General features: G+C 55.5%; 22 protein-coding genes and 1 pseudogene. 15 read left to right on the top strand and 8 right to left on the bottom strand.

Features of this window, described 5'->3' with window-relative positions:
* Positions 1 to 44: 44 nt before the first annotated feature.
* Positions 45 to 1,682 (bottom strand): ABC-F family ATP-binding cassette domain-containing protein, encoded by a 1,638-nt coding sequence (locus tag ACOCF6_RS09480; RefSeq protein ID WP_482460142.1) that lies wholly within the window; start codon positions 1,680 to 1,682, stop codon positions 45 to 47.
* 332 nt (positions 1,683 to 2,014) lie between these two features.
* Between ACOCF6_RS09480 and ACOCF6_RS09475 the strand changes: the two genes are divergently transcribed.
* Positions 2,015 to 2,629 carry a hypothetical protein gene (locus ACOCF6_RS09475; RefSeq protein WP_482460141.1) on the top strand — a complete coding sequence of 205 codons (615 nt, stop codon included), beginning with the start codon at positions 2,015 to 2,017 and terminating at the stop codon, positions 2,627 to 2,629.
* A gap of 64 nt (positions 2,630 to 2,693) precedes the next feature.
* Here the strand turns inward: ACOCF6_RS09475 and ACOCF6_RS09470 are convergent, their stop codons facing one another.
* The 7 genes and pseudogenes from ACOCF6_RS09470 to ACOCF6_RS09440 all read right to left on the bottom strand — a co-directional run bounded on the left by ACOCF6_RS09470 (position 2,694) and on the right by ACOCF6_RS09440 (position 7,909).
* On the bottom strand, positions 2,694 to 4,553 hold the full coding sequence (locus ACOCF6_RS09470) for a B12-binding domain-containing radical SAM protein (protein WP_482460140.1): 1,860 nt from the start codon (positions 4,551 to 4,553) through the stop codon (positions 2,694 to 2,696).
* A complete protein-coding gene (locus ACOCF6_RS09465) occupies positions 4,544 to 5,002 on the bottom strand; it encodes a hypothetical protein (protein ID WP_482460139.1) in 459 nt (152 codons plus the stop codon). Before ACOCF6_RS09465 ends, ACOCF6_RS09470 begins: the two co-directional genes overlap by 10 nt.
* 1 nt (position 5,003) lies before the next feature.
* Positions 5,004 to 5,321: pseudogene (locus ACOCF6_RS09460) on the bottom strand (peptide chain release factor-like protein); the annotation flags it as partial.
* A gap of 162 nt (positions 5,322 to 5,483) precedes the next feature.
* Positions 5,484 to 5,654, bottom strand: a complete 171-nt coding sequence (locus tag ACOCF6_RS09455; RefSeq protein ID WP_482460138.1) for a hypothetical protein — start codon at positions 5,652 to 5,654, stop codon at positions 5,484 to 5,486.
* Between the two features lie 3 nt (positions 5,655 to 5,657).
* Complete coding sequence (locus ACOCF6_RS09450) at positions 5,658 to 6,116, bottom strand: YaiI/YqxD family protein (protein ID WP_482460137.1); 459 nt, start codon at positions 6,114 to 6,116, stop codon at positions 5,658 to 5,660.
* A gap of 94 nt (positions 6,117 to 6,210) precedes the next feature.
* Positions 6,211 to 6,432, bottom strand: coding sequence for a NifU family protein (locus ACOCF6_RS09445; protein WP_482460136.1), 222 nt, complete (start codon positions 6,430 to 6,432; stop codon positions 6,211 to 6,213).
* A gap of 73 nt (positions 6,433 to 6,505) precedes the next feature.
* Positions 6,506 to 7,909: an aspartate ammonia-lyase gene (locus ACOCF6_RS09440; protein ID WP_482460135.1), complete on the bottom strand. Its 1,404-nt coding sequence runs from the start codon at positions 7,907 to 7,909 to the stop codon at positions 6,506 to 6,508.
* Positions 7,910 to 8,049: 140 nt separating this feature from the next.
* Between ACOCF6_RS09440 and ACOCF6_RS09435 the strand changes: the two genes are divergently transcribed.
* From ACOCF6_RS09435 to ACOCF6_RS09370, 14 genes are all read left to right on the top strand, one after another.
* Positions 8,050 to 9,459, top strand: coding sequence for a phosphoglucomutase/phosphomannomutase family protein (locus ACOCF6_RS09435; protein WP_482460134.1), 1,410 nt, complete (start codon positions 8,050 to 8,052; stop codon positions 9,457 to 9,459).
* Positions 9,460 to 9,633: 174 nt separating this feature from the next.
* Entirely contained in the window at positions 9,634 to 9,999 is a 366-nt protein-coding gene (locus ACOCF6_RS09430; protein ID WP_482460133.1) for a response regulator, read from the top strand.
* On the top strand, positions 9,996 to 10,502 hold the full coding sequence (locus ACOCF6_RS09425) for a chemotaxis protein CheX (RefSeq protein WP_482460132.1): 507 nt from the start codon (positions 9,996 to 9,998) through the stop codon (positions 10,500 to 10,502). Before ACOCF6_RS09430 ends, ACOCF6_RS09425 begins: the two co-directional genes overlap by 4 nt.
* Before the next feature lie 73 nt (positions 10,503 to 10,575).
* A complete protein-coding gene (locus ACOCF6_RS09420) occupies positions 10,576 to 11,655 on the top strand; it encodes a response regulator (protein WP_482460131.1) in 1,080 nt (359 codons plus the stop codon).
* Positions 11,656 to 11,683: 28 nt separating this feature from the next.
* The gene (locus tag ACOCF6_RS09415) at positions 11,684 to 13,798 is read left to right on the top strand and encodes a tetratricopeptide repeat protein (RefSeq protein ID WP_482460130.1); all 2,115 of its coding nucleotides are present in this window, start codon (positions 11,684 to 11,686) and stop codon (positions 13,796 to 13,798) included.
* A gap of 191 nt (positions 13,799 to 13,989) precedes the next feature.
* Entirely contained in the window at positions 13,990 to 14,412 is a 423-nt protein-coding gene (gene flgB / locus ACOCF6_RS09410) for a flagellar basal body rod protein FlgB (protein ID WP_482460129.1), read from the top strand.
* Positions 14,412 to 14,849 (top strand): flagellar basal body rod protein FlgC, encoded by a 438-nt coding sequence (gene flgC, locus ACOCF6_RS09405; protein ID WP_482460128.1) that lies wholly within the window; start codon positions 14,412 to 14,414, stop codon positions 14,847 to 14,849. The genes flgB and flgC overlap by 1 nt, the downstream gene beginning before the upstream one ends.
* Before the next feature lie 44 nt (positions 14,850 to 14,893).
* Entirely contained in the window at positions 14,894 to 15,196 is a 303-nt protein-coding gene (gene fliE, locus ACOCF6_RS09400; protein WP_482460127.1) for a flagellar hook-basal body complex protein FliE, read from the top strand.
* 101 nt (positions 15,197 to 15,297) lie between these two features.
* Positions 15,298 to 16,878 carry a flagellar basal-body MS-ring/collar protein FliF gene (gene fliF / locus ACOCF6_RS09395; protein WP_482460126.1) on the top strand — a complete coding sequence of 527 codons (1,581 nt, stop codon included), beginning with the start codon at positions 15,298 to 15,300 and terminating at the stop codon, positions 16,876 to 16,878.
* 38 nt (positions 16,879 to 16,916) lie between these two features.
* Positions 16,917 to 17,909 carry a flagellar motor switch protein FliG gene (gene fliG / locus ACOCF6_RS09390; protein WP_482460125.1) on the top strand — a complete coding sequence of 331 codons (993 nt, stop codon included), beginning with the start codon at positions 16,917 to 16,919 and terminating at the stop codon, positions 17,907 to 17,909.
* Entirely contained in the window at positions 17,896 to 18,630 is a 735-nt protein-coding gene (locus ACOCF6_RS09385; RefSeq protein ID WP_482460124.1) for a FliH/SctL family protein, read from the top strand. Before fliG ends, ACOCF6_RS09385 begins: the two co-directional genes overlap by 14 nt.
* 18 nt (positions 18,631 to 18,648) lie before the next feature.
* A complete protein-coding gene (gene fliI, locus ACOCF6_RS09380; RefSeq protein WP_482460123.1) occupies positions 18,649 to 19,968 on the top strand; it encodes a flagellar protein export ATPase FliI in 1,320 nt (439 codons plus the stop codon).
* A 31-nt stretch (positions 19,969 to 19,999) separates the two neighbouring features.
* Positions 20,000 to 20,443: a flagellar export protein FliJ gene (fliJ, locus tag ACOCF6_RS09375; protein WP_482460122.1), complete on the top strand. Its 444-nt coding sequence runs from the start codon at positions 20,000 to 20,002 to the stop codon at positions 20,441 to 20,443.
* The gene (locus ACOCF6_RS09370; protein ID WP_482460121.1) at positions 20,443 to 21,003 is read left to right on the top strand and encodes a MotE family protein; all 561 of its coding nucleotides are present in this window, start codon (positions 20,443 to 20,445) and stop codon (positions 21,001 to 21,003) included. The genes fliJ and ACOCF6_RS09370 overlap by 1 nt, the downstream gene beginning before the upstream one ends.
* Positions 21,004 to 21,053: the final 50 nt, after the last annotated feature.

Genomic DNA, 21,053 nt, shown 5'->3' with positions numbered 1-21,053 from the left:
CAAGGAAAATGGCGCTGTCTGTTTCTTGTAGTCTAACAGCCCTGCTACAGATTCAAATCCGCATGCCCGTGATACATCTCGTCCCGTTCCCGGTTCACATCGGCATTTTCCAGATACTCTTCAAAGCCCATCACCCGGTCGATGACCCCGCCAGGAGTGATCTCGATGATCCGGTTGGCAATGGTGGATACGAATTCGTGGTCGTGCGAGGCGAACAGTATCACCTCCGTGTAGGCGATCAAACCGTCATTGAGGGCGGTAATCGATTCCAGGTCCAGGTGGTTGGTCGGCTCGTCCAGTATCAGGGTGTTGGCACCGGCCAGCATCATGCGGGACAGCATGCAGCGCACCTTCTCGCCGCCCGAGAGTACCGCGCATTTCTTGGTGGCTTCATCGCCGGAAAACAGCATCCGGCCCAGAAATCCGCGGGCAAAGGTCTCACCCTCGGTCGGGGGTGAAAACTGTCCCAGCCACTCAATCAGGTTCAGGTCATTATCAAAGAAGGAACTGTTTTCCTTGGGGAAATAGGCCGTTGTTATCGTGACGCCCCAGCGGAAGCTGCCGCTGTCCGGCTCCAGTTCTCCGGCCAGTATCTGGAACAGTGTCGTGCGGGCCAGGGTATTGCCGCCGACAAAGGCGATCTTGTCGTTCTTGCGGACAACCAGATCAAGATTGTCCAGTACCTTGACCCCGTCGATCTCCTTGGTAAGTCCCTGTATCTCCAGGATGATATCGCCGCAGGGGCGTTCCGGTTTGAAGACCACATGCGGATATTTGCGTGAGGAGGTCGGCATATCTTCCAGGGTCAGCTTGTCCAGCAGCTTCTTGCGCGAGGTAGCCTGCTTGGCCTTGGAGGCGTTGGAAGAGAAACGCTGGATGAAGGCCTTCAATTCTTCGGCCTTTTCGGACACCTTGCGGTTTTCATTCTGCTTCTGCTTCAGGTTCAGCTGGCTGGCATGGTACCAGAAATCGTAGTTGCCGACGTAGACCGTGATCCGGCCGAAGTCGATATCAGCCGTATGGGTACAGACCTGATTGAGGAAGTGGCGGTCATGGGATACGACGATGACGGTATTGGTGAAGCGGTACAGGAAATCCTCCAGCCAGGAGATCGATTTGAGGTCCAGGTTGTTGGTCGGTTCGTCCAGCAGCAGCACGTCCGGGTTGCCGAACAGCGCCTGGGCCAGCAGCACCCGCACCTTGTCGCCCCCCTCCAGCTCCTTCATCGTTTTGTAGCGCAGTTCTTCGGGGATGCCCAGGCCATTGAGCAGTACCGCAGCCTCGGATTCAGCCTCGTAGCCGTTCATCTCGGCAAATTCCGACTCCAATTCAGCCGAACGGGTACCGTCTGCTTCAGAAAAATCAGGTTTGGCGTAAATGGCATCGCGCTCGACCATGACCTTGTAAAGCTTCTCGTGTCCCATGATGACGGTATTGAAGACGGTCTCCTCGTCAAAGGCGAACTGGTCCTGCCGGAGGACCGCCATGCGTTCCCGTGGTCCCAGGACGATTTCCCCCTTGTCAGCCTCGATCTCCCCGGCCAGAATCTTGAGAAAGGTTGATTTGCCGGCGCCGTTGGCGCCGATCAGGCCGTAGCAGTTGCCGGGGGTGAACTTGATATTGACGTCCTTGAAGAGGATCCTCTTGCCGTAAGAGAGGGAAACGTTGGATGCAGAGATCATGTGGTGATATCTTCCTTTCAGACAAATAAAAAACCACAGGGGCAATCCCTGCGGTTCAGGTGATGTATATTTATAGCACTAACCACCCTGCGTCGGCAATATTTTTATTCGCAGATTCGGGCAGGTAGGACCGATTCGACTGACCGTAATGAGCCGCGACTGCCTCAAATCAGGTGGCTGCACTCCGGGCGGTCATGCATGTTCGGGTGGTCGAATTGCGCTCACACCATTGTCTCAGGTCTCTGCGGGTGGGTTGTGGCCGACCGGGTCATGTCGGCACTGTAATTGCTCTTCTGTGGTATACTGTTTCAAAAACCTGAAAGGAGTTTGCTATGAAGAAAACTGTGTTGGCACTATTGATAACTGTTGTCACGGCAGCAACGTCTGCCCAGGCCGAGGTGAATGTAAATGTAAGTGTGGGTGTGCCGGTCCCCCGGGTGGTCGTCTCCGCTCCTCCGGCCGTGCTTTTCCAGGCCCCGCCGCAATTTCTTGCGCCTTCGAGCCTGGGTTTTTATGTAGGCGTGGATACGCCCTATGACATCCTCTTCTTCTCGGATTACTACTACCTGTACTATGGCAACAGCTGGCATCGTGCCCGTCACCACAACGGACCCTGGGTTGAAGTCCCCTACCGCCAGCTGCCGCCGGGCATCCGCAAGCATCGCATTGAGCAGATCCGTTCATACCGCGACCGTGAGTATCGCGTCTACCGCCATGACCGGGATCACTACCGCGGCCGCTATTACCGACCCGAACTTGAGCGCCGGGAAGACGTGAGAGATGACCGCCGCCATGACCGCCAGGAACGAATAGAAGACCGCAGGTATGACAAGCAGGAATTGAAAGATGACCGCCGGCGTGACAAGCAGGAATGGAAGGATGAGCGCAGGCGTGACAAGGAGGAGCGCAAGGAAGACAGGCAGGACCGAAAACATGGTCGGGATTAACTAAACATACATCTGACAGGGGAGGCTGAAACAGCTTCCCCCGTTTTCTTTTGGAATACGCAGGTCAGGCTGTAACGATGCCTTCCTGCAGCGCAAACGCCAGAAACTCCCGTGCCTCGCTGGTTGGGATGTTGAGCCGGGTGATCACCTGGGTTGCCGGGTTCGAACCATCGAGTTGTTCCAGCAGTTTGAAGTACATTTCACTGACGGATTCCGTGCAGACTCCCTCCGTTGTCGGATAAATGACAGCCCACGACCCGGTTCTCCGCAGCTGGTCAGTGAAGCCCCGCACATCTGCGGCCCCTGCCTCCAGAATCTCCAGAATCTCATAGTGGAAAGCTGCCAGCCGGACGGCCGCTGCCCGGCGCAGCGGCCGTTCCAGGAGCTCCTGCGCAGCCGGGATCTGTCCGGGTGTCTCCTGCGGCGGGCTCAGCAGGGCTGCTGCGTAGTGATAGTGGTAGTCAACCAGATCGAGCACCGCTGGCAGAAAGCGTTTCAGCTTTTTGGCGGAGAATGTACCGGTCAGGAACGCCCGCTGCAGTTCCCAGATCCGGTGGTCTGAAAGGTCGTTTTCAGAGACGCCGTCGCCCTGTTGTCCGTGCAGCCATTCCCCGAACCGTTGCAGGAATTCGGATGGTCTCAGGCCGAGCGGGTCAAGCACGCCGTTGAACCAGGCTACAGCCCGGCCGCGGGTGTAGAAGACATCGCAGGCCAGTGCCAGTTTCTGTGCCAGCAGCATCTCCTCACTGCTGAAGGTTGGAGAGGAGATCAGCGTATAGGGCGGGGCAGGGAGATGCTTCAGGCCGATGGCATCCGCGCGCGCTGCCAGAGACGTGCCGGGCAGGATCGCCAGGGGGAAGATGTCCAGGTGGTTGGGGTAGAGCCCCAGGGCAAAATCCAGGCTGTCGCGGAAGCCGGCCAGATTGTCGCCCGGCAAGCCGTACATCAGATCAAAACCGAATACTGCGCCGGTTTCGTTCAATAGCATGGTGCGACTGACGAAATCTGCCCGCTGAAAGCTGCGGCCGACGGACTTCAGTACCTGCGGATCGGCGCTCTGCAGGCCGATCTGCAGTGAACAGGTGATCCCGGCGAAGAGCTCCGCCAGCTCGCGGTCGATAAACTCGCTGCGCACCTCGAAGTGGAAATGGATGTGGGGTGCGATCCGTTTGATCAGTCGCAGCACCTTTTTGGCTCGCTGCAGATCCTGGTTGAAGGTGGAATCCAGCACGAATACCTGGTTGATTCCGGCTGTGGCGAAGTAGCGCAGTTCCGCTTCGACCCGTGCCAGGGAAAAACGGCGTACACCGTGGCGATCGCGGGAGTCGAAGCAGAAATCACAGGAAAAGCCGCAGCCGCGCGACAGTTGCCAGAGGATGCCGGGGTAGTGACCGGCGTCGAGTATCTTGTTCAGCCAGGGGGAGGGGATGTCATCCAGGGTGGCAATCGGTATCGCCGGGACCAGAGCGATGCCGGCGCCCGACCTGGTGGCAATTCCTGGGATGTCACTGACCGTGCCACCTTCCGCAAGCCGTGCGCAGGCAGCGGCAAACGGTCCCTCGCCCTCACCGGAGATCAGGAAATCAAAGCTGGTCCCCGAGAGCACGCCAGCCGGGTCGGCGGTCGCCTCCGGTCCGCCGGCGAAAATAATGATCCCCGGCAGACACCGCCGCAGTTCATCAGCTAGTTCAAGGCACACACTGCGATTCCAGACATACAGCGAGAAGCCGACCGCAGCGGGTCTATGCTTCACGATCCCGGCCACACAGGAACTGTTCTCCTGCTGCAGGAAAAAATCCGCCCGATTTATCTCGACTGTACAATCCAGTGCAACTGCGGCCAGGTAACTCTGTAGGCAGGCATTGGCCAGCGGTACTGCCTGGGGGGATGGATAGGGGTGAACAGCAACCAGGGTTATGCGCATGACTGAGCCTTTCCCGTGAGGGGCAGCAGCCAGACGCAAGGGGTCATCCCGTAGTTCCAGGCCAGGCAGAGCCGCCGGTAACCGGAGAACAGTAGTGCTTCGTCTCCGCACTGCAGGATGATCGGCGCCGGGAGTGTCAGTGTCCCCAGGCGCTGCAGTGCATCCTCCATCAGGGAGTAATTCCGGCGATAGCCGCGTTTGGCCTTGGCCAGATAGCGGGCATAGTCGTCATAGCTACTGTAGGAGAGCGCCACCGGTACCCCAGCGATCAGTTCCGAACGGGGATAGGCCGCCAGCTGTCCGGCATCAAAGCCCGCCAGGATATGTTCCCAGTCAATGGCGTGGCGCAGGTAGAAGTCCTGCTTGTCGGGGTGACGGTCAAACTCCCACTCTTCGGCGGTGATGTCCGGTTTTGCCCATTGGATGGTCAGGTTGGATGTAGAGAGCATATCAGTCCACCGTTGCCCGCAGCTTTTTACGTTGCGACATAATCTTTTTCTCGGTCAGCCGCTGTTCCTTGGCCCGTCTTGGCACCTTGGTGGCGATGCGTTTCTTTTCTTTGCGTTCGCGTCGTGCCAGGGCTGCCTGCAAACGCTCCATGGCCTTTTCGCGGTTCTGCAATTGGGAACGACTCTCGGATGCCTGGGCTACGATGCCGGTCGGCAGGTGGCGGATGCGTACCGCCGAGTCGGTGGTATTGCGATGCTGGCCCCCCGGACCGGAGGCGCGGTAGAACTCGAACCGGATGTCTGAATCACGAATCTCAACCGTCATAAGAGCTTGGCTTCCCTGTTCTTAACCCTGATAAACAGGATAAGTGCGTTAACGAAGTTATTTTCTTGCCCGCCCCAAAAAACGGAATACGTGCGATCACGAAATTTTCCACAAAATTTCTATCGCACTAAAAGCGAAAATATAACTTCTAACTTACTAAAAATCATCACGGAACCTGATCAGCAGATAGAAACAGCCCACGCCGCCTGCCAGCATCAACAGATCCCGGAACCAGGGGATCGGCAGGTCGAGCATGGAGTAGATAACCGGATCGAGGAGTGCCGAAGTCAACAGGCCGACTGTCCCCCAGTTGAGCAGTTTCTTCATGAACTAGCGCCCGCCTTTCAGCATCCGCGTCAGCACGCGGTCCAGGGATGAGGCGAAGCGCTGCCGATCGGTGTTGCTGAACTGGCCCGGCCCCCCCTGGATCATCCCCGCCCCGCGCAGTTCCTGCATCAGGTCGCGCATGGAGAGCCGCTCTCCGACATTTTCCTCGCTATACAGCTCGCCGCGCGGATCGAGACCCAGCGCCCCCTTTTCAACGATGCGGGCCGCCAGTGGTATATCGGCGGTAATCACCAGATCCTGGGGCGTTGCCTGTTCTGCGATGTAATCATCTGCCACGTCAAAACCGTCGGCCACCACGACCGAGGTGATCAGCCGCGAGTGATGCTTGGCCAATCCGGTGTTGGCCACGAGGCAGACCGGTATTTCCAGGCGTTCGGAGGCCCGGAAGACGATCTCCTTGATCACCCTGGGACAGGCATCGGCGTCGATCCAGATTTTCATGAGTGCAACGTTCCTCTCAACAGCGGTCAAACATGAGAAAACCCCGCAGGAAAAAGTCCGGCGGGGTTTTCGTTCTATCTGTAACTATAACTTACTAAACCCCGACGACTTCCTTGATGCCCGGAATCTGCTCTTTCATGGCCCGTTCGATACCCATCTTGAGGGTCATGGTGGACATGGGGCAGCTGCCGCAGGCACCTTTCAGGCGAACCTTGACGATGCCGTCCTCGGTCACTTCCACCAGTTCAACATCGCCGCCATCGGCCTGCAGGCCGGGACGCACCTGCTCAAGAACTCTCAGTACTTCTTCTTTCATGATTGATTCTCCTTTGAAGGGTTATATGGTCACCGCAAAAAACGGATCTTCCCGTGTCATTTGTGATGATGGATCATTGTTCTCCCAGCGGCAGTCCGGGCTGGGTCAGGTGCTCCGGCCGCATGGCCTCTTCCAGCTGCGCTGCGGGCATCAAGCCCCGTGCCAGTACGATCTCGCGGATCGAACGCCCGCTGGCGACCGATTCCTTGGCTACATCGGCCGCTGCATTGTAGCCGATGGAGGGGGCCAGGACCGTCACCAGCCCCAGGGAATCCTCCAGATAGCGCCGGCAGCGTTCTTCATTAGCTACAATTCCAGTAATACATGAATCAATGAATTTCTGCACGCAATTCTTGAGCAGTTCCATGGAAAACAGCAGGTTATAGGCAATCAGCGGCATCATCACGTTCAGCTCCAGCTGGCCGGCCTGGGCCGCCAGCATGACGGCCTGATCGCACCCCATGACCTGATAGCAGACCATGTTGGTCATCTCGCACATGGAGGGGTTGATCTTGCCCGGCATGATCGATGAACCGGGCTGGACCGCCGGCAGGCGGATTTCGTCCAGGCCGGTGCGCGGCCCGGATGACAGCAGACGCAGGTCATTGGCGATGCGCCCGAGCGTGACCGCTGTCCGTCGCAAGGCAGCAGAGAGCGCCAGGAAGGGGTCCATGTTCTGCATGGACTCGAACAGGTCCGCGCTGGCGGTCACAGGGAAGCCGGTCGCAAGCGCCAGTTCATCGATGATGGCGGTGATGTAAGCCGGTTCGGCGTTCAGGCCGGTCCCGACGGCGGTGCCGCCGATGCCCAGTTCCAACAGGTCCGGAATGCATGACTCCAAACCCGCGCGATTTCTGCGAATCGCTGTTGCATAGGCGTTGAATTCCTGTCCCAGGCGGATCGGAACGGCATCCTGCAGGTGGGTGCGTCCTGATTTCAGGATATGATTGAATTCGGCACCCTTGTCAGCCAGGGCCGACTCCAGCCCTTCCAGGATCTCCAGCAGCGGGTCGAGCAGCTCCAGCGAGGCCAGGCGTATGGCGGTCGGGATGACATCGTTGGTGGACTGGGCCATGTTGACGTGGTCGTTGGGGTGCAGGGTGCTGAAATCGCCCCGCTGCCGGCCCAGCAGCTCCAGGGCGCGGTTGGCCAGAACCTCATTGACGTTCATGTTGTGGGAGGTGCCGGCCCCGGCCTGGAAGGGATCCACCACGAACTGATCAGCCAGCCCGCCGGCCAACACCTCATCGGCTGCCGCTACGATGGCGTTGCCGATCTCGTCCGGCAAACGACCGGTTGCCATATTCGAGCGGGCGGCACATTTTTTTATGATCACAACGGCCCAGACAAAGGCCGGATGGGGCTTGAGCCCGGAGATGGGGAAATTTTGTACGGCTCTGGCTGTCTGGGCACCGAAGTAGGCTGCTGCCGGAACGGCCATTTCACCAAGGGAATCTTTTTCAATGCGGATGGACATAGTTCCTCCTGACAGGAATCGGGAAAATTGATTGTGAACGGCCAATATTGTTGCTATTGTTTCGGCTTGTTTTTAGCATACTATCGTGTCGGCAAAAAGCATATCATTCAGAATGCAATGATTAATTCAGGGAGGGCTCAATGCAGATAAAGTTTGGTACTGACGGTTGGCGTGGCGTGATTGCCCGCGATTTTACCTTTGACAATCTTTCCCTGGTGGCACAGGCCACCATGGATTACCTCAACCGTGAGGGGCTGGGTGATAAAATTCTGGTGATTGGTTACGACCGGCGTTTTATGTCCCGCGATTTTGCCCGGCGTGTGGCTGAGGTGGCTGCCGGCAATGCTATCCACGTCTGTCTGACGGATGGTTATGCCCCGACACCGGCGGTTTCCTGGGCGGTGCATGAGATGGGGGCCGGGGCCGGGGTGATGATCACCGCCAGTCACAATCCGCCGGAATACAACGGCTTCAAGGTCAAGGAGTCGTATGGCGGTTCGGCGCGGCCGTCAACCACAAAAATTCTGGAAGAGATCGTTGCCTATAACGTGGCCAATGGCCGCCGGGTGGTGGATCTGCCTTTTGAAGAGGCGCAGCGCAAAGGGTTGATACGATTGTTCGATCCCTGCGAGAATTATTTTCATCAGATCAACCGCTACGTTGATCTGAATCTGATTGCCAAGGCGGGCATCGCGGCTGTGGTCGATCCGATGTACGGGGCTGGCAGCGGTTTCATCCCGCGCCTGTTGAGCGGTATCGCTGAGATACACAATGGTGAAAACCCCTCCTTCGGCGGAGTCCCGCCCGAACCGATCGGTGAGAATCTCGCGGAGCTGTCCGCCCTGCTGAAAACGGGAAAATACAAGGTCGGTCTGGCTCTGGATGGTGATGCCGACCGGATCGGCGCCGTGGATGAAACCGGAGAGTTTTTCTCCTCCCATTGTATCTTCACCGTTATCCTGCGTCACCTGATTGAACATAAACACCTGCGGGGCGGGGTGGTCAAGACCGTTTCCACCACCCGCATGATCGATCTGCTGGCGGAAAAATTCGGACTGCCGCTGTTTGAGACCCCCATCGGCTTCAAGCACATCTGCGAGCTGATGCTGTCCGAGGATATCCTCATGGGTGGCGAGGAGTCGGGGGGGCTGGGGGTCAAGGGGCATATTCCCGAGCGGGACGGCATCCTGATGGGGCTGCTGCTGCTGGAGGCCATGGCGGTCAGTGGCAAGGGGTTGCGGCAGCTGCTCAATGAAACCATGGATGATATCGGCCATTTCTTTTATCGCCGCATCGACCGGCGCATTGAAGACAGCGCCAAGGAACAGCTGATTGCCCGCTTGCGGTCGCAGCCGCCTGCGGAGATCGACGGCCGTAAGGTGACCGGGACCAACTTCAGTGACGGATTCAAATTTATGTTCGAGCATGGTGACTGGCTGCTGATCCGCCCATCCGGCACCGAGCCGGTACTCCGTCTTTACAGCGAAGCTGCTTCGGCAGAACAGGTGGATCGTCTGTTGCGCGCCGCCGGTGTGATTGCCGGTATATAAGTTTTTTGTATGGAATGGATCATGCCCGAATCACCGTTTTCATGCGCCGGGTTCCGATAAAAAAGAGATGATTTTTACCCGTTTTATGGTATTAATCGTCGCTAGCATTAATCATCACTAGTATTTTGGTATACATACCCCCTTATGGGACACATGAAAGAGGAGGATTCCGCTATGGCAAACATTCTTATCGTTGATGATTCATCCACCATGCGCAAGATCATTTCCCGATCACTCAGGCAGGCAGGTCTGCCGGTTGATGAGATCTTCGAGGCCGGTGATGGTATTGAAGGGTTGGGTGTGATTGCTTCGGGAAAGACAATCCACCTGATCCTGTCCGATATCAATATGCCGAATATGGATGGACTTGAGTTTATAAAGGCGGTCAGGGCCAATGGCAATACCACGCCGGTAGTCATGATCACCACGGAAGGCGGCGAGGAAATCATCAAGGACGCCATGGCGAGCGGAGCCAGTGACAGCATCAAAAAACCCTTTACCCCCGACCAGCTGCAGGAGAAGCTGGGAGGTCTGTTGTGAGCCTCAATGCGGCCATAGCCGCTGCGACTGCGTTCAGCGAAGAGCAGCTTGCCAAGTACGTTATTGATGCCACCAAAGAAGTCTTTACCACGATGGTCATGATGGACCCGACCGATGATTACCCCATGCAGGAGCCGGTCAAGCGTTTCAAATGCAGCATTACAGGCATGGTGGGATTCGCCGGCACCTATTCGGGCGTGATTTCCATACACTGCCCGGTCGGTCTGGCCATGAAGATCACATCCAACATGCTGGGGATGGAATGCGACGAGGTAAATGAAGATCTCAATGACGCCATCGGCGAGATTTCCAATATGCTTGGCGGGAGTGTCAAGCAGGTGCTTTCCAAGGGGGGGCTGGATGTGAAGCTCTCCATTCCGACCGTCATTTCGGGCGAGGATTATACCGTCAATTCCCTTTCGGACAGTGACTGTGTTGTCATCCCCTTCAGAATCGACGATGAAAAATTTCTTGTTGGGCTTGTTCTCAAGAAGGAAGACTAGCGCACACGTACTACAGTTGATGACGTTGCACATGTAACGTTGCGGCTGATTCCGAACCGGAAGACTGTTACCGATGGATGGATACAACACATTACATGAGATGTTGGGGTCCGCCCTGAAGCAGGCCGGCGAAGAGAGCGGTATGCTTCTGGGGCAGGAACTTACCATTGCCCTCTCCGACTCACTCTCCACCAGCAAAACATCATATTTCGGCTGCCTCGACGATGCCTGTTTCGTGATCGGCGTCGATTCCCGCGAATCGTACGTCGGTCAGTTCTACCTGGTATTCTCGCTCAGGGACGCTATCGTCATGAGCAGTATTCTCCTGGGGATCCCGCCGGCCCGTATTCAGGAGAAAAAGCGGCTTTGTATCATCGAGAATGACGATATAGATGCCTTCTCCGAGATCGCCAACATGATCAACGGGTCGTTCAACACCGTTTTTCAGGGCAGTCTTGCCAGCAAGGTGCACCTGAAGCTCCTCTCCCCCAAGAAATTCATCCCCGATGTTGATCAGCTGAGCGAGGATGAGCCGCTACCCGAGGGCGATTACCTCATGTTCCGTTCCAAGCTGGAGATGCCCGGCCAGGAATTGAACCATCTGGATGTGCTTATCCCGGTTGATCTGGGCAATCAGTTTGACCCGCCGGCCGAGGTGCTGGCGGAGGAAAGCAGTGCGGGGGACGTTTCCGAAACAGCCCCTGAATCAGGTGTTGGCACAGCAACAGCAGGTGAACCATCGGCGGCGCCGTCAGAGGCAACGTCGAACGATGCGGGTGTGGACAGTATCGTTGTGCTGGAAGACGATGATGTTGATCGTCAGCTGATGGTTGAGGCGGTGGCGTTTACCGGCTATCAGGTTATGGAGGGAACGCTCAATGCCGACCTCAAGGAGCTTTTTTCCGGTCGTAACGTGCGCCTGGTGCTGATTGGATCAATGGATGCCGATGACCGTGAACTGGCGGTCTGCATCAAGATCAACGCCATCCGCCAGGATGCGCCACCCCCCATCATCATGAGTGCCCATCGCTGGACGCGGACTGCCGTGTTGAAGGCCTTGAAATATGGTGCCAGGGAGATTATCATCAAGCCTTGCGGTGAAGAGGAACTGGCTGCCAAGGTGCGCCGGTTCTGCAAGCTGCCGCCGCCATGACGGACCGGCAATGACCAGGGGAAACGGTATGCACCGATGGAATCTCATATGTGCTGAATCGAAACGCACAATACGGGCAAAGACCCTGCTGATAGTCATTTTGGCAGGGTCTTTGTCTGTGCTGTTCATGCTGCCCCCAACGGTGCAGGCCTCCATCTCCAATCGGGTGCAGCGTGTCGATATACGTCCCAAAAAAGGGTACACCCGCATCGTTCTCGGCCTGGAAAATATTCCCGCTTACAAAATAACCGCCTTGACCGGCAACCGCCTGCGAATTAGCATTGAGGATGCCGACGGGATGCTATTCAAAAAGTATCGTCGCTACTCTGACACCAATATCGGCGGACTTGTTTTTTCGAGGCGGGGCGAAACGCTCCTGGTAACATTCCAGACGGCCAAGGGTGCCGGCTGGCGCGAACTATACACCGTCGGCGCCAGTTCACTGACTCTGGATGTGGGGGTGAAGTTTGCCCCCGCCCCGCTGCGTCCCACTGTTATCGGTCGCGAGAAAATATGGAGCGGGGTGGAAAAACTTGTCCGTGATTTCGATCCGCCACTCAAGACGGATATCCCGTTCCAGCCGACAGACCGGCAGATCCTCAAAAGTATTCTGAGCGATGCCGACCAGCAGATGTTCATGGCTGCCGAAGCTGCCCTGTATAAGGGGCAACTTACCGAAGCTGAGGAGGCGTTTTCTCCGTTTACGACACGTCCGGCCGCGATTCGATCGCTGGCCCTCTATCGATTGGGCGAAACATGGTACAAATTACAGAAATACCCTCAGGCCCTGATCGCTTTCCGTGAGGCTGAAAAGATCTGGCCGGCCTACCTGAACTACAACCCCAGTGTTACATTCTATTATGGCGACAGTATCGTTCGCAGTGGTGACCTGGCTGCCGGAAGGGTGCTCCTGGCAAACCTGATCGGGCGATTGGCGGATAAAAAATATGCCCCGACCCTGTTGGTGCGCCTGGGAGACATACTGGCCCGTCAGGGCCATGACCAGGAATCGTTGGCGCTGTATCGAACCGTCGCAGAAAATTTCAAAGACAACAAGGCCAGTCTCATGGCCCAGCTCAGGCTGAATGACCGGTCCTTTCTTCAGGTAGATTCCCTGAACTATCATGCCCTGAGTGATTCCTACCAGGAAATTGCGCTTCTGGGCGGCGACTTTGATCTGCGCGAGGAGTCATATTTCAAGCATGTTCTGTTGGAGTCGCTGCATGGCGAGGCGGTCGGGGCGTTACAGGCGTTGACCGGTTTCCAGCGTAAATTCCCCCGCGGGGTCTATGCGACTGTTGTCAGGGTAATGCGGGAGGTCCTGGTAGGCCAGGTGTTTCATGAGAGGCAATGGGATAAGGACCAGGCGGCGCTGATCCGTTTTGTCGAGGAACATCAGGAGTACCTTGCAGCCTGCGTTGAGCTGCCCGGATTTGTCGAGAAGGTTGCGGCCGCCTATGCTGACTCCGGCCGGCCGATTGAGCTGATCAAGCTGTTCAATTACCTGGTTGATCGACAATGGGCCACGTCCAACGTGCCGTACATGTACGAGGAAATTGCCACCAATGCCGAGTTGATCGGTGACGTTGCCCAGGCGGAAAGAGCGCTGCGCACGTTTGTGCGGAAATACCCATCCAACCCGCGGGTACGATTGATAATGGAGCGTTTGGGCGGGTTGTCCTTCGCGGAGAGCAAGTACCGCGAAGTGAAAGATACCCTTTCCTGGCTGCTCAACAGGGGAGAACGCGCCCAGAAGCCTGAGAGTTATTATTATCTCGGTCGATCGCTGTGGTCGTTGAAGGAATATACCCCGGCTGCAAAGGCAATTGACCTGTATCTGGCGTCGGCCGGAACCGCCGGAGCACGCCTCCTGCCTGACGCGTATTTTGTAGCCGTTTCGTCCCGGGAGTTGACCGGGGACCGCAAGGGTGCTTTGCGCCAGCTTGATGCCGTTCTCAAACTCCCCAACAACCCTCGCAGCGAAGAATTTATATTTAAGGCCGGTGAAATAAATCTGCTTGAAGGCAAAAAGCAGCTGGCGCGCACGTATTTCGAGCAGGTTGTCACGAAGGGTAAAGACCCTGACTGGCAGAGGCTTGCCCAACAGGCACTTGATTCACTGGATATGAACAACTCCCGCTGACCTTCCGATCTCAATCCTGTCAAAAAAACGACATAGTCAAAAAAACGACACGAACAGCAGCTGCCGGCAGAGGATATATTCTGGCGCAAAGGCTGTAGAGCGCGGAGTTATAGAGATAGGCAGGGCGCAGTGCGACGATTGCGACCAAGGCACATATATTGCAAGTAATGGTCGCCACAAGGAGGTGTATCATGGAGTTGGATGGCCTTTTCAATACAACCATAGAGCTTCTGGGCAAGAATATTGATCTGCGTGCCAGGCACCAGAACCTGATTGCTTCTAACATAGCAAATGCCGAGACACCCAATTATGTCCCCAAGTCGCTCGCGTTTGAAGATGAGTTGCAGGGCGCACTCAAGGGCGGAAGCAAGGGGTCCCCAGCTGTTACCAACAGCCGCCATCTGCCGCTGAAGGGGGCTGGCAACAGGCTCCAGTCGGTGACCGGGCATGTCGTTGAGACCCCGGCCAAGACACCCGGCAAGGATGGCAACGCGGTCGAGTTTGAAAATGAGATGGGCCGCATGATGGAAAATCAGATCATGTACAATGCATCGGTACAGATCCTTGCAAAAAAATTCGAGGGAATCAAGACCGCCCTGAGGGAAGGTAAATAATGGACTTCTTTAGCGCAATGAACGTGAGTGCCTCGGCACTTTCTGCCGAGAGAACACGGATGAACCTGATCTCCAGTAATCTTGCCAATGCCAACACCACCCGTACCCCGGAAGGTGGACCTTACAAACGCAAGGACGCCGTATTTGCGGCAACTCCTCTGGAGAATTCCTTCCGCAGGACGCTGGATGGCGCCACTGGCCAGCAGGTTCGCCAGGTGCAGATCTCCCGGATCGTGGAGGATCAAAACCCACCGCGGATCCAGTATGATCCCAGCCACCCTGACGCTGATCCGCAGGGCTACGTGGCTATGCCCAATGTAAATGTGATTGAGGAGATGACCGACATGCTGACTGCCAGTCGCGCCTATGAGGCCAATGTAACGGCGGTTCAGGCTGCAAAAAGTATGGCACTCAAGACACTGGAAATCAGCAGATAATTTGAAGTTGCTGGTCTGTAACGAGCGAAAGAGAGGTTTGCAACGTGGATATAAAGGGTATTGAAAGTGGAATCGGAATAGGCAAGGCCTTCCCCGAGGTGGGAACTGCCAGGGCTACAAATCCGGCTGATGGTGCCGGCAAGTTTTTCAGCGAGCTGGTATCAAAGGTGAATGATCTACAGACCCAGTCGGATAAGGCCATTCAGGGGCTTGCCAGCGGAGAGAACAAAAATCTCCATGAAGTGATGATCTCCATGGAAAAAGCCAGCATTTCCTTTCAGTTCATGTCCTCGGTGCGCAACAAGGCCCTGGAGGCATATCAGGAAGTCATGCGCATGCAGGTGTAGGGTTGTTGTGCTGTTCATGGTATGAATGACAATGTACCGGTGCTGATCATCGGTTCCGGTTTACCTGCAGTATCACAGCAGAAAGGATGTTCCCAGCTACGATGCCAGAAGGAATAACACGACTCATAGAACCGTTTATGGCACTTTCCGCCGGCAAACGCATGCTGATAGCCAGTGTGGTGTTTTTGGCGGCGATTGCCTTTTCAATTCTGATATTCGTTGCCAACCGCACTGATTACCGGCCGCTTTTTACCAACCTTACGGCCGAAGATGCGGGTGAAATTGTAAAAAAACTGAAGGATGCGAAAACACCTTATCAGATAACCGCCGATGGCAAGGGTATCCTGGTACCGTCCGACAAGGTCTACGAATTGCGCCTCACGATGGCCTCGGAGGGGCTGCCGCAGGGTGGCGGCGTAGGGTTTGAAATCTTTGATCGCAAAAATTTCGGCATGACCGAGTTTGTGCAGAAGCTTAACTACCAGCGCGCCCTGCAGGGCGAACTGTCCCGGACAATTTCACAGATCACCGGTGTTGAACAGGCCCGGGTCCATCTGGTAATTCCCGAAAAATCGCTGTTCAAAGAAAGTGAAAAGCCTCCCACTGCATCAATCGTACTGAAGATGAAATCAAATCGCGGCTTGCGGGACAATGAGGTTCAGGGGGTTGTGCACCTGGTATCTTCATCAATAGAAGGTATGGATCCCGAGCATGTCACCATCCTTGACAGTCGCGGCAAGATTCTCAGCAAGGGGGGCAGCAGCGACCCAACCGCCCGCATGACATCGGCCATGCAGGAAACCCAGCGGACCTACGAGAAAAATGTGGAGGAGCGTATCCAGTCACTCCTGGACCGCATTGTGGGTGGTGGAAAATCAGTGGCCCGGGTGACAGCCTCCTTCGATTTCAAGCAGGTTGAGCGGGTAGAGGAAAAGTTTGACCCTGAAAGCATTGCGGTCAGGAGCGAGCAGCGCACAGAGGAAAAAGGTGCTTCCAGCAGTTCCGGCGCTGGTGTCCCCGGTGTACAGACTAACCTGGGCAAGGCGGCTCCCAGTACTCAGGCTTCATCCGGCGGTGGTTCAAAAAATGATGAAACGCTCAACTACGAAGTCAGTCGTTCAACGGCCAAGATTATCGAGCCGGTTGGCGCACTGAGCAAGATTTCGGTGGCGGTGCTGGTTGACGGCAAGTATGACACGCCTGCTGCCGTAAAGGAAGGGCAGGTTGCCAAAGCCAAATACGTCCCGCGCTCCCCTGACGAACTGCAAAAGATTGAAACGCTGGTCAAGAGTGCGGTTGGTTTCAATAGCGAACGAGGTGACCAGCTGAGTGTCCAGAATATTCCCTTTCAGGATACGGGTGAGGTTGGTACACTGGATACACCGAGCTGGTGGTCCAATCCGTTCTTTATGTCGCTTTTCAAGAATCTGATAATCGGGCTAGGTTTCCTGGCACTGATTCTGTTTATCATCCGCCCGTTGCTAGCTTCTCTCAGAAGCATGCGTCCGGCGATGCTGGAGAGTTTCGAACCGCTGCGTGAGGGCGGCGATAAAATAAGTTCGTCTGATCGGGCACAGATTTCAATGCAGATGTCAGAACAAAAAAGCCTGATCGACCAGGCCAAGAAAGACCCCTACCAGGTGGCCCAGATCCTCCAGAACTGGATCGGGGAAGATAAATAATCCAGTCTGCGGACTGATGGATGGATAACAGGGATCATATGACCGGTACAGATAAAGCTGCAATCCTGTTGCTCTACCTTGGAAATGAAGTCACCGCCAAGGTTTTTGAGCATATGGATGATAATGAAATCAAGAAGATCAGTAAAAGCATGGGTACTCTCGGTCATGTTACCCGTGAGACTATTATGCAGGTTGTTGAGGATTACACGACGGTTGTCAATCCTGAATCGGGCATCTTCTCACAGGGTGATGAGTTTGTGCGCAAGATTCTTGAAAAGGCCCTTGGTCCGGACAAGGCCGCCATGCTGATGGAGGAGTTGGCGGCCTCCAGTTATGGTGACCTGGTCGATATCCTGGCCAATATGGATTCCAAGAGTATTGCCAACTTCCTTTCACAGGAACACCCCCAGACCATTGCCGTTATCCTGGCAAAATTGAAATCAAAACAGACCAGCGAGATCATCAGTCTGCTGCCTCAGGAACTGCAGGCCGAGGTAGTGCTGCGCATTGCTGATGTTGAGCAGGTGTCCCCGGAGATCCTCCAGGAAATCGACGAGGTGATGAAGCGCGAAATCAGTTCTATGGGAGGAACCCAGCGCTACAAGGTCGGGGGCATTGAAAAGGTGGTCGATATGTTCAACCACTTTGACCGCAGCAAGGAGAAGCAGATCCTCGACAAGCTGGATGTGATCAGTCCCCCGCTGGCTGAGATCATCCGTAAACATCTTTTTACCTTTGAGGATGTCTTCAGTCTGGACGATCGCAGCATTCAGTCTGTCATGCGCGAGGTCTCCAACGATACCCTGACCCTGGCCATGAAAACCTCAGCGGATGAGGTCAAGGACAAGATATTCAAAAATATCTCCAGCCGTGCTGCTGAAATGATCAAGGAAGACCTGGAGGTCATGGGACCGGTCCGGCTTTCTGATGTTGAGAAGGCCCAGAGCGAGATCATCAAGATTGTTCGAAAGATGGAAGAAGAAGGCAAGATTGTCCTTGCCGGGCGCGGGGGAGACGATGTCCTCGTCTAGGATCATCAAATTCCAGACCGATGGCACGACTGACAGCATGCCGTCATTCAACTTTCGACCGATCGGCCAGGCGCCGGGCGACCAGGGTGCCGGAGGCGGATTTGTACCGCTCGGCCTGTTTGACACATCGGAGTTGCGGGGTGTCGCGGCAGTCGCCCAGAAAGGTGTTCCCGAGCCGGATAGTGTTGCGATGAGCGAAGATGAGTTTAACCGATTGTTGCATGAAGCGTTCGAGAAGGGACTTGCTGAAGGGAAAAATCTTGCGGAGCGCGGCCTGTTGAATGTCTTCAAGGCACTGAGGACTGCCAGCGAAGGGATCCATAACTTACGGGATAAAGTCCTGCGGGAATCGGAGGATGAACTCCTCAAGCTTGTTATCATGGTGGCCCGCAAGGTCATCCTGAAGGAGGTCTCACAGGATCGCGGCATTTTGTCGAAAGTTGTTCAGAACGCCATTGCCGGACTTTCTGAGCGGGATGAAATTACGGTCCGCCTGAACCCGGACGATTATGCCCTGATTACCACCGGACGGGATGATGTCCTGAGCAAGGAGCTGATCAGCGACAGGATGAGTCTTAAGGCCGATCCAACGGTGCTTTCCGGCTGCTGCATGATCGATACGGATATGGGCACCATCAATGCGAGTATTGATGCCCAGCTGGACGAGATCTACCGCCGGATGCTTGAGGAACGCTGCATGTCTCCGGATGTCGGCAGCTGACGCCGGTAAAGGTGTCCCATGCCTAATTCGTCATTCAGGTTTGACAAGTATCGTACCGCTGTTGCCAAGGCCAAGCCGGTCCGGCTGCATGGCAAGGTTACGCAGGTAGTCGGTCTGGTTATTGAAGGCTATTGCCCCGATACGTCAGTCGGGGCCATTTGCGAGATCAAGCCCAAGGAAGGTGATCCGATCCCGGCCGAGGTAGTCGGTTTCCGCAATAACAAAACGCTGCTGATGCCGCTCGGAGAGCTGCGTGGAGTCGGCCTTGACAGCCTGATCTCGGTCAGGCGCGACAAGGCCTCGATGGGTGTCGGCCCGCTGATGCTGGGACGGGTTATCGATGGCCTGGGCAACCCGATTGACGACAAGGGGCCGTTGCGGGTTGAAGAAGAGTATCCGATTTACGCAGCACCGGTCAATCCGATGTCGCGCCCTCCCATTCGCAAGCCGCTTGACCTCGGAATCCGCAGCATCAACGGGTTATTGACCTGTGGCCAGGGGCAGCGAGTCGGCATCATGGCCGGTTCCGGTGTCGGAAAATCCACGCTGCTGGGCATGATCGCCCGCTATACCGAGGCGGACGTCAACGTCATTGCCCTGATCGGCGAGCGTGGCCGCGAACTGCGCGAGTTCATCGAAAAGGACCTTCAGGAACAGGGCTTGCAGAAATCCGTGGTTGTTGTGGCCACATCCGACCAGCCACCGCTGGTGCGGATGCGGGGCGCCTATATTGCGACCACGATTGCCGAATATTTTCAAAAACAGGGCAAGAAGGTGCTGCTGATGATGGACTCGGCGACCCGTTTTGCCATGGCCATGCGCGAAGTCGGGCTTGCCATCGGCGAACCGCCTACCACAAAAGGCTACACGCCCTCTGTGTTTGCTGCGCTCCCCAAGCTTCTGGAGCGGAGCGGGAATTTCTCGGAGGGGAGCATTACCGGCCTTTATACTGTGCTGGTCGAAGGGGATGATTTCAACGAGCCGATCTCCGATGCCATGCGAAGCATTCTGGATGGGCATATCGTCCTCTCAAGAGAACTGGCCGCACGGAATATCTACCCTCCCATCGATGTACTGGCAAGCGCAAGCAGGGTCATGACGGATGTTACCTCGTCTGAACATCAGAAGTTTGCCGGCCGGTTCAAAGAGTCATTGGCGGTGTACCGCCAGTCTGAAGATCTCATTAATATCGGGGCCTACAAGGCCGGCAGCAATCCCGGTATAGATTATGCAATTTCCAAGAATGAAGGCATGCAGTCGTATCTCAAGCAGTCCATCCATGACCCGGTCAGCTTGACCGATTCAGTACAGGGGTTGAAAGGGATGTTTGAGGAGTGACACAGGCGGCATCACGAGGAGGTGAGCATTTGTGGCGGGCAAGAAATTTGAACTGGAACAGGTGCTCAATTATCGTAAAGAGATAGAAAAGGTCCGCAAGCTGGATTTTGTCAGCGCCAAGCTGGAGCTTGAACATGCCAATGATGTGCTCAGCCAGCATGAATCCCATGTTGATGAGTTGACAAAGGAATTCTGCACTCGCCAGAAAGAACTGAACAATGTCGAGGAAATGCGCAGGTATGCGGATTTTTTTGCCCGCAAACGCGAAGATATAAAAAACCAGAAAGAGCGCATCGATCAGCTGGGCAATGTGATGAGTGACAGACGCGATGACCTGCTGGATGCCACGCGTGATAAAAAGGTCCTGGAATCTCTGAAGGAAAAGAAGGCGCGGGAGTTCAAACTGGAAATGGCACAGAAAGAACGGGCATTTTTAGACGAAATATCCATTCAGAAGAAGAGTGGGCCTTCCTGATGGGACGTAAGGTCAATAATCTGACTAAGGCGGCAGTTTTCGTGTGCTGCCTGGCTATGGGGGCATTGCCTCAGGTACTGTCACGTGCTGAGGCGGAAAGCGAGAGCGCTGCAGCCAAGCCGTCTCCGGAACGGGTCAAGGAGGCCGCGCAGCAACCTCCGAATGCGTCCCAGGCGGCGCGCGAAGAAAAGGCCCTGCAGGATGCCCGTCGTCAGCAGCTTTCAGAGAAGGAAGCGGCCCTGGCAGCTAAAGAACAGGAATTGAAAAAGTTGAGCAGCAGGCTTGATGCGCAGATAAAGTCCATGGAAGAGGGCAAAAAGCAGCTTGATGATACGCTCAAAACCAAAAAAAAGGCCCTGGACGAAAAGCGTAAAAAGATGATTGCCATCTTTAAAAAAATGCGACCGGAACAGGCCGGCCAAATGATCGATAAACTGGAAGAGAATGTGGCTATTTCCGTGCTTGATCAGATGGATACGAAGACCGTCATTAAGCTGGTCCCGTTTCTCAATCAACCCAGGGTGCTGAAATGGATCAATATAAATCTTAAAGGTGTGTAGCCATTTATGGACAGCAGGATGTCCATGTCCATAAAAATTCAGATGAAAGG

Source organism: Geobacter psychrophilus (assembly GCF_056821595.1).
Note: the sequence above shows the minus strand (reverse complement) of the source record. Positions and strands in the feature narration are given on the sequence as shown.

Bases quoted from the DNA above. Each gene is read 5' to 3' on its own strand.
- ACOCF6_RS09480 (WP_482460142.1), bottom strand. From the start codon at position 1,682: ATGATCTCTGCATCCAACGTTTCCCTCTCTTACGGCAAGAGGATCCTC.
- ACOCF6_RS09475 (WP_482460141.1), top strand. From the start codon at position 2,015: ATGAAGAAAACTGTGTTGGCACTATTGATAACTGTTGTCACGGCAGCA.
- ACOCF6_RS09470 (WP_482460140.1), bottom strand. From the start codon at position 4,553: ATGCGCATAACCCTGGTTGCTGTTCACCCCTATCCATCCCCCCAGGCA.
- ACOCF6_RS09465 (WP_482460139.1), bottom strand. From the start codon at position 5,002: ATGCTCTCTACATCCAACCTGACCATCCAATGGGCAAAACCGGACATC.
- ACOCF6_RS09455 (WP_482460138.1), bottom strand. From the start codon at position 5,654: ATGAAGAAACTGCTCAACTGGGGGACAGTCGGCCTGTTGACTTCGGCA.
- ACOCF6_RS09450 (WP_482460137.1), bottom strand. From the start codon at position 6,116: ATGAAAATCTGGATCGACGCCGATGCCTGTCCCAGGGTGATCAAGGAG.
- ACOCF6_RS09445 (WP_482460136.1), bottom strand. From the start codon at position 6,432: ATGAAAGAAGAAGTACTGAGAGTTCTTGAGCAGGTGCGTCCCGGCCTG.
- ACOCF6_RS09440 (WP_482460135.1), bottom strand. From the start codon at position 7,909: ATGTCCATCCGCATTGAAAAAGATTCCCTTGGTGAAATGGCCGTTCCG.
- ACOCF6_RS09435 (WP_482460134.1), top strand. From the start codon at position 8,050: ATGCAGATAAAGTTTGGTACTGACGGTTGGCGTGGCGTGATTGCCCGC.
- ACOCF6_RS09430 (WP_482460133.1), top strand. From the start codon at position 9,634: ATGGCAAACATTCTTATCGTTGATGATTCATCCACCATGCGCAAGATC.
- ACOCF6_RS09420 (WP_482460131.1), top strand. From the start codon at position 10,576: ATGGATGGATACAACACATTACATGAGATGTTGGGGTCCGCCCTGAAG.
- ACOCF6_RS09415 (WP_482460130.1), top strand. From the start codon at position 11,684: ATGCACCGATGGAATCTCATATGTGCTGAATCGAAACGCACAATACGG.
- flgB (WP_482460129.1), top strand. From the start codon at position 13,990: ATGGAGTTGGATGGCCTTTTCAATACAACCATAGAGCTTCTGGGCAAG.
- flgC (WP_482460128.1), top strand. From the start codon at position 14,412: ATGGACTTCTTTAGCGCAATGAACGTGAGTGCCTCGGCACTTTCTGCC.
- fliF (WP_482460126.1), top strand. From the start codon at position 15,298: ATGCCAGAAGGAATAACACGACTCATAGAACCGTTTATGGCACTTTCC.
- fliG (WP_482460125.1), top strand. From the start codon at position 16,917: ATGACCGGTACAGATAAAGCTGCAATCCTGTTGCTCTACCTTGGAAAT.
- ACOCF6_RS09385 (WP_482460124.1), top strand. From the start codon at position 17,896: ATGTCCTCGTCTAGGATCATCAAATTCCAGACCGATGGCACGACTGAC.
- fliI (WP_482460123.1), top strand. From the start codon at position 18,649: ATGCCTAATTCGTCATTCAGGTTTGACAAGTATCGTACCGCTGTTGCC.
- ACOCF6_RS09370 (WP_482460121.1), top strand. From the start codon at position 20,443: ATGGGACGTAAGGTCAATAATCTGACTAAGGCGGCAGTTTTCGTGTGC.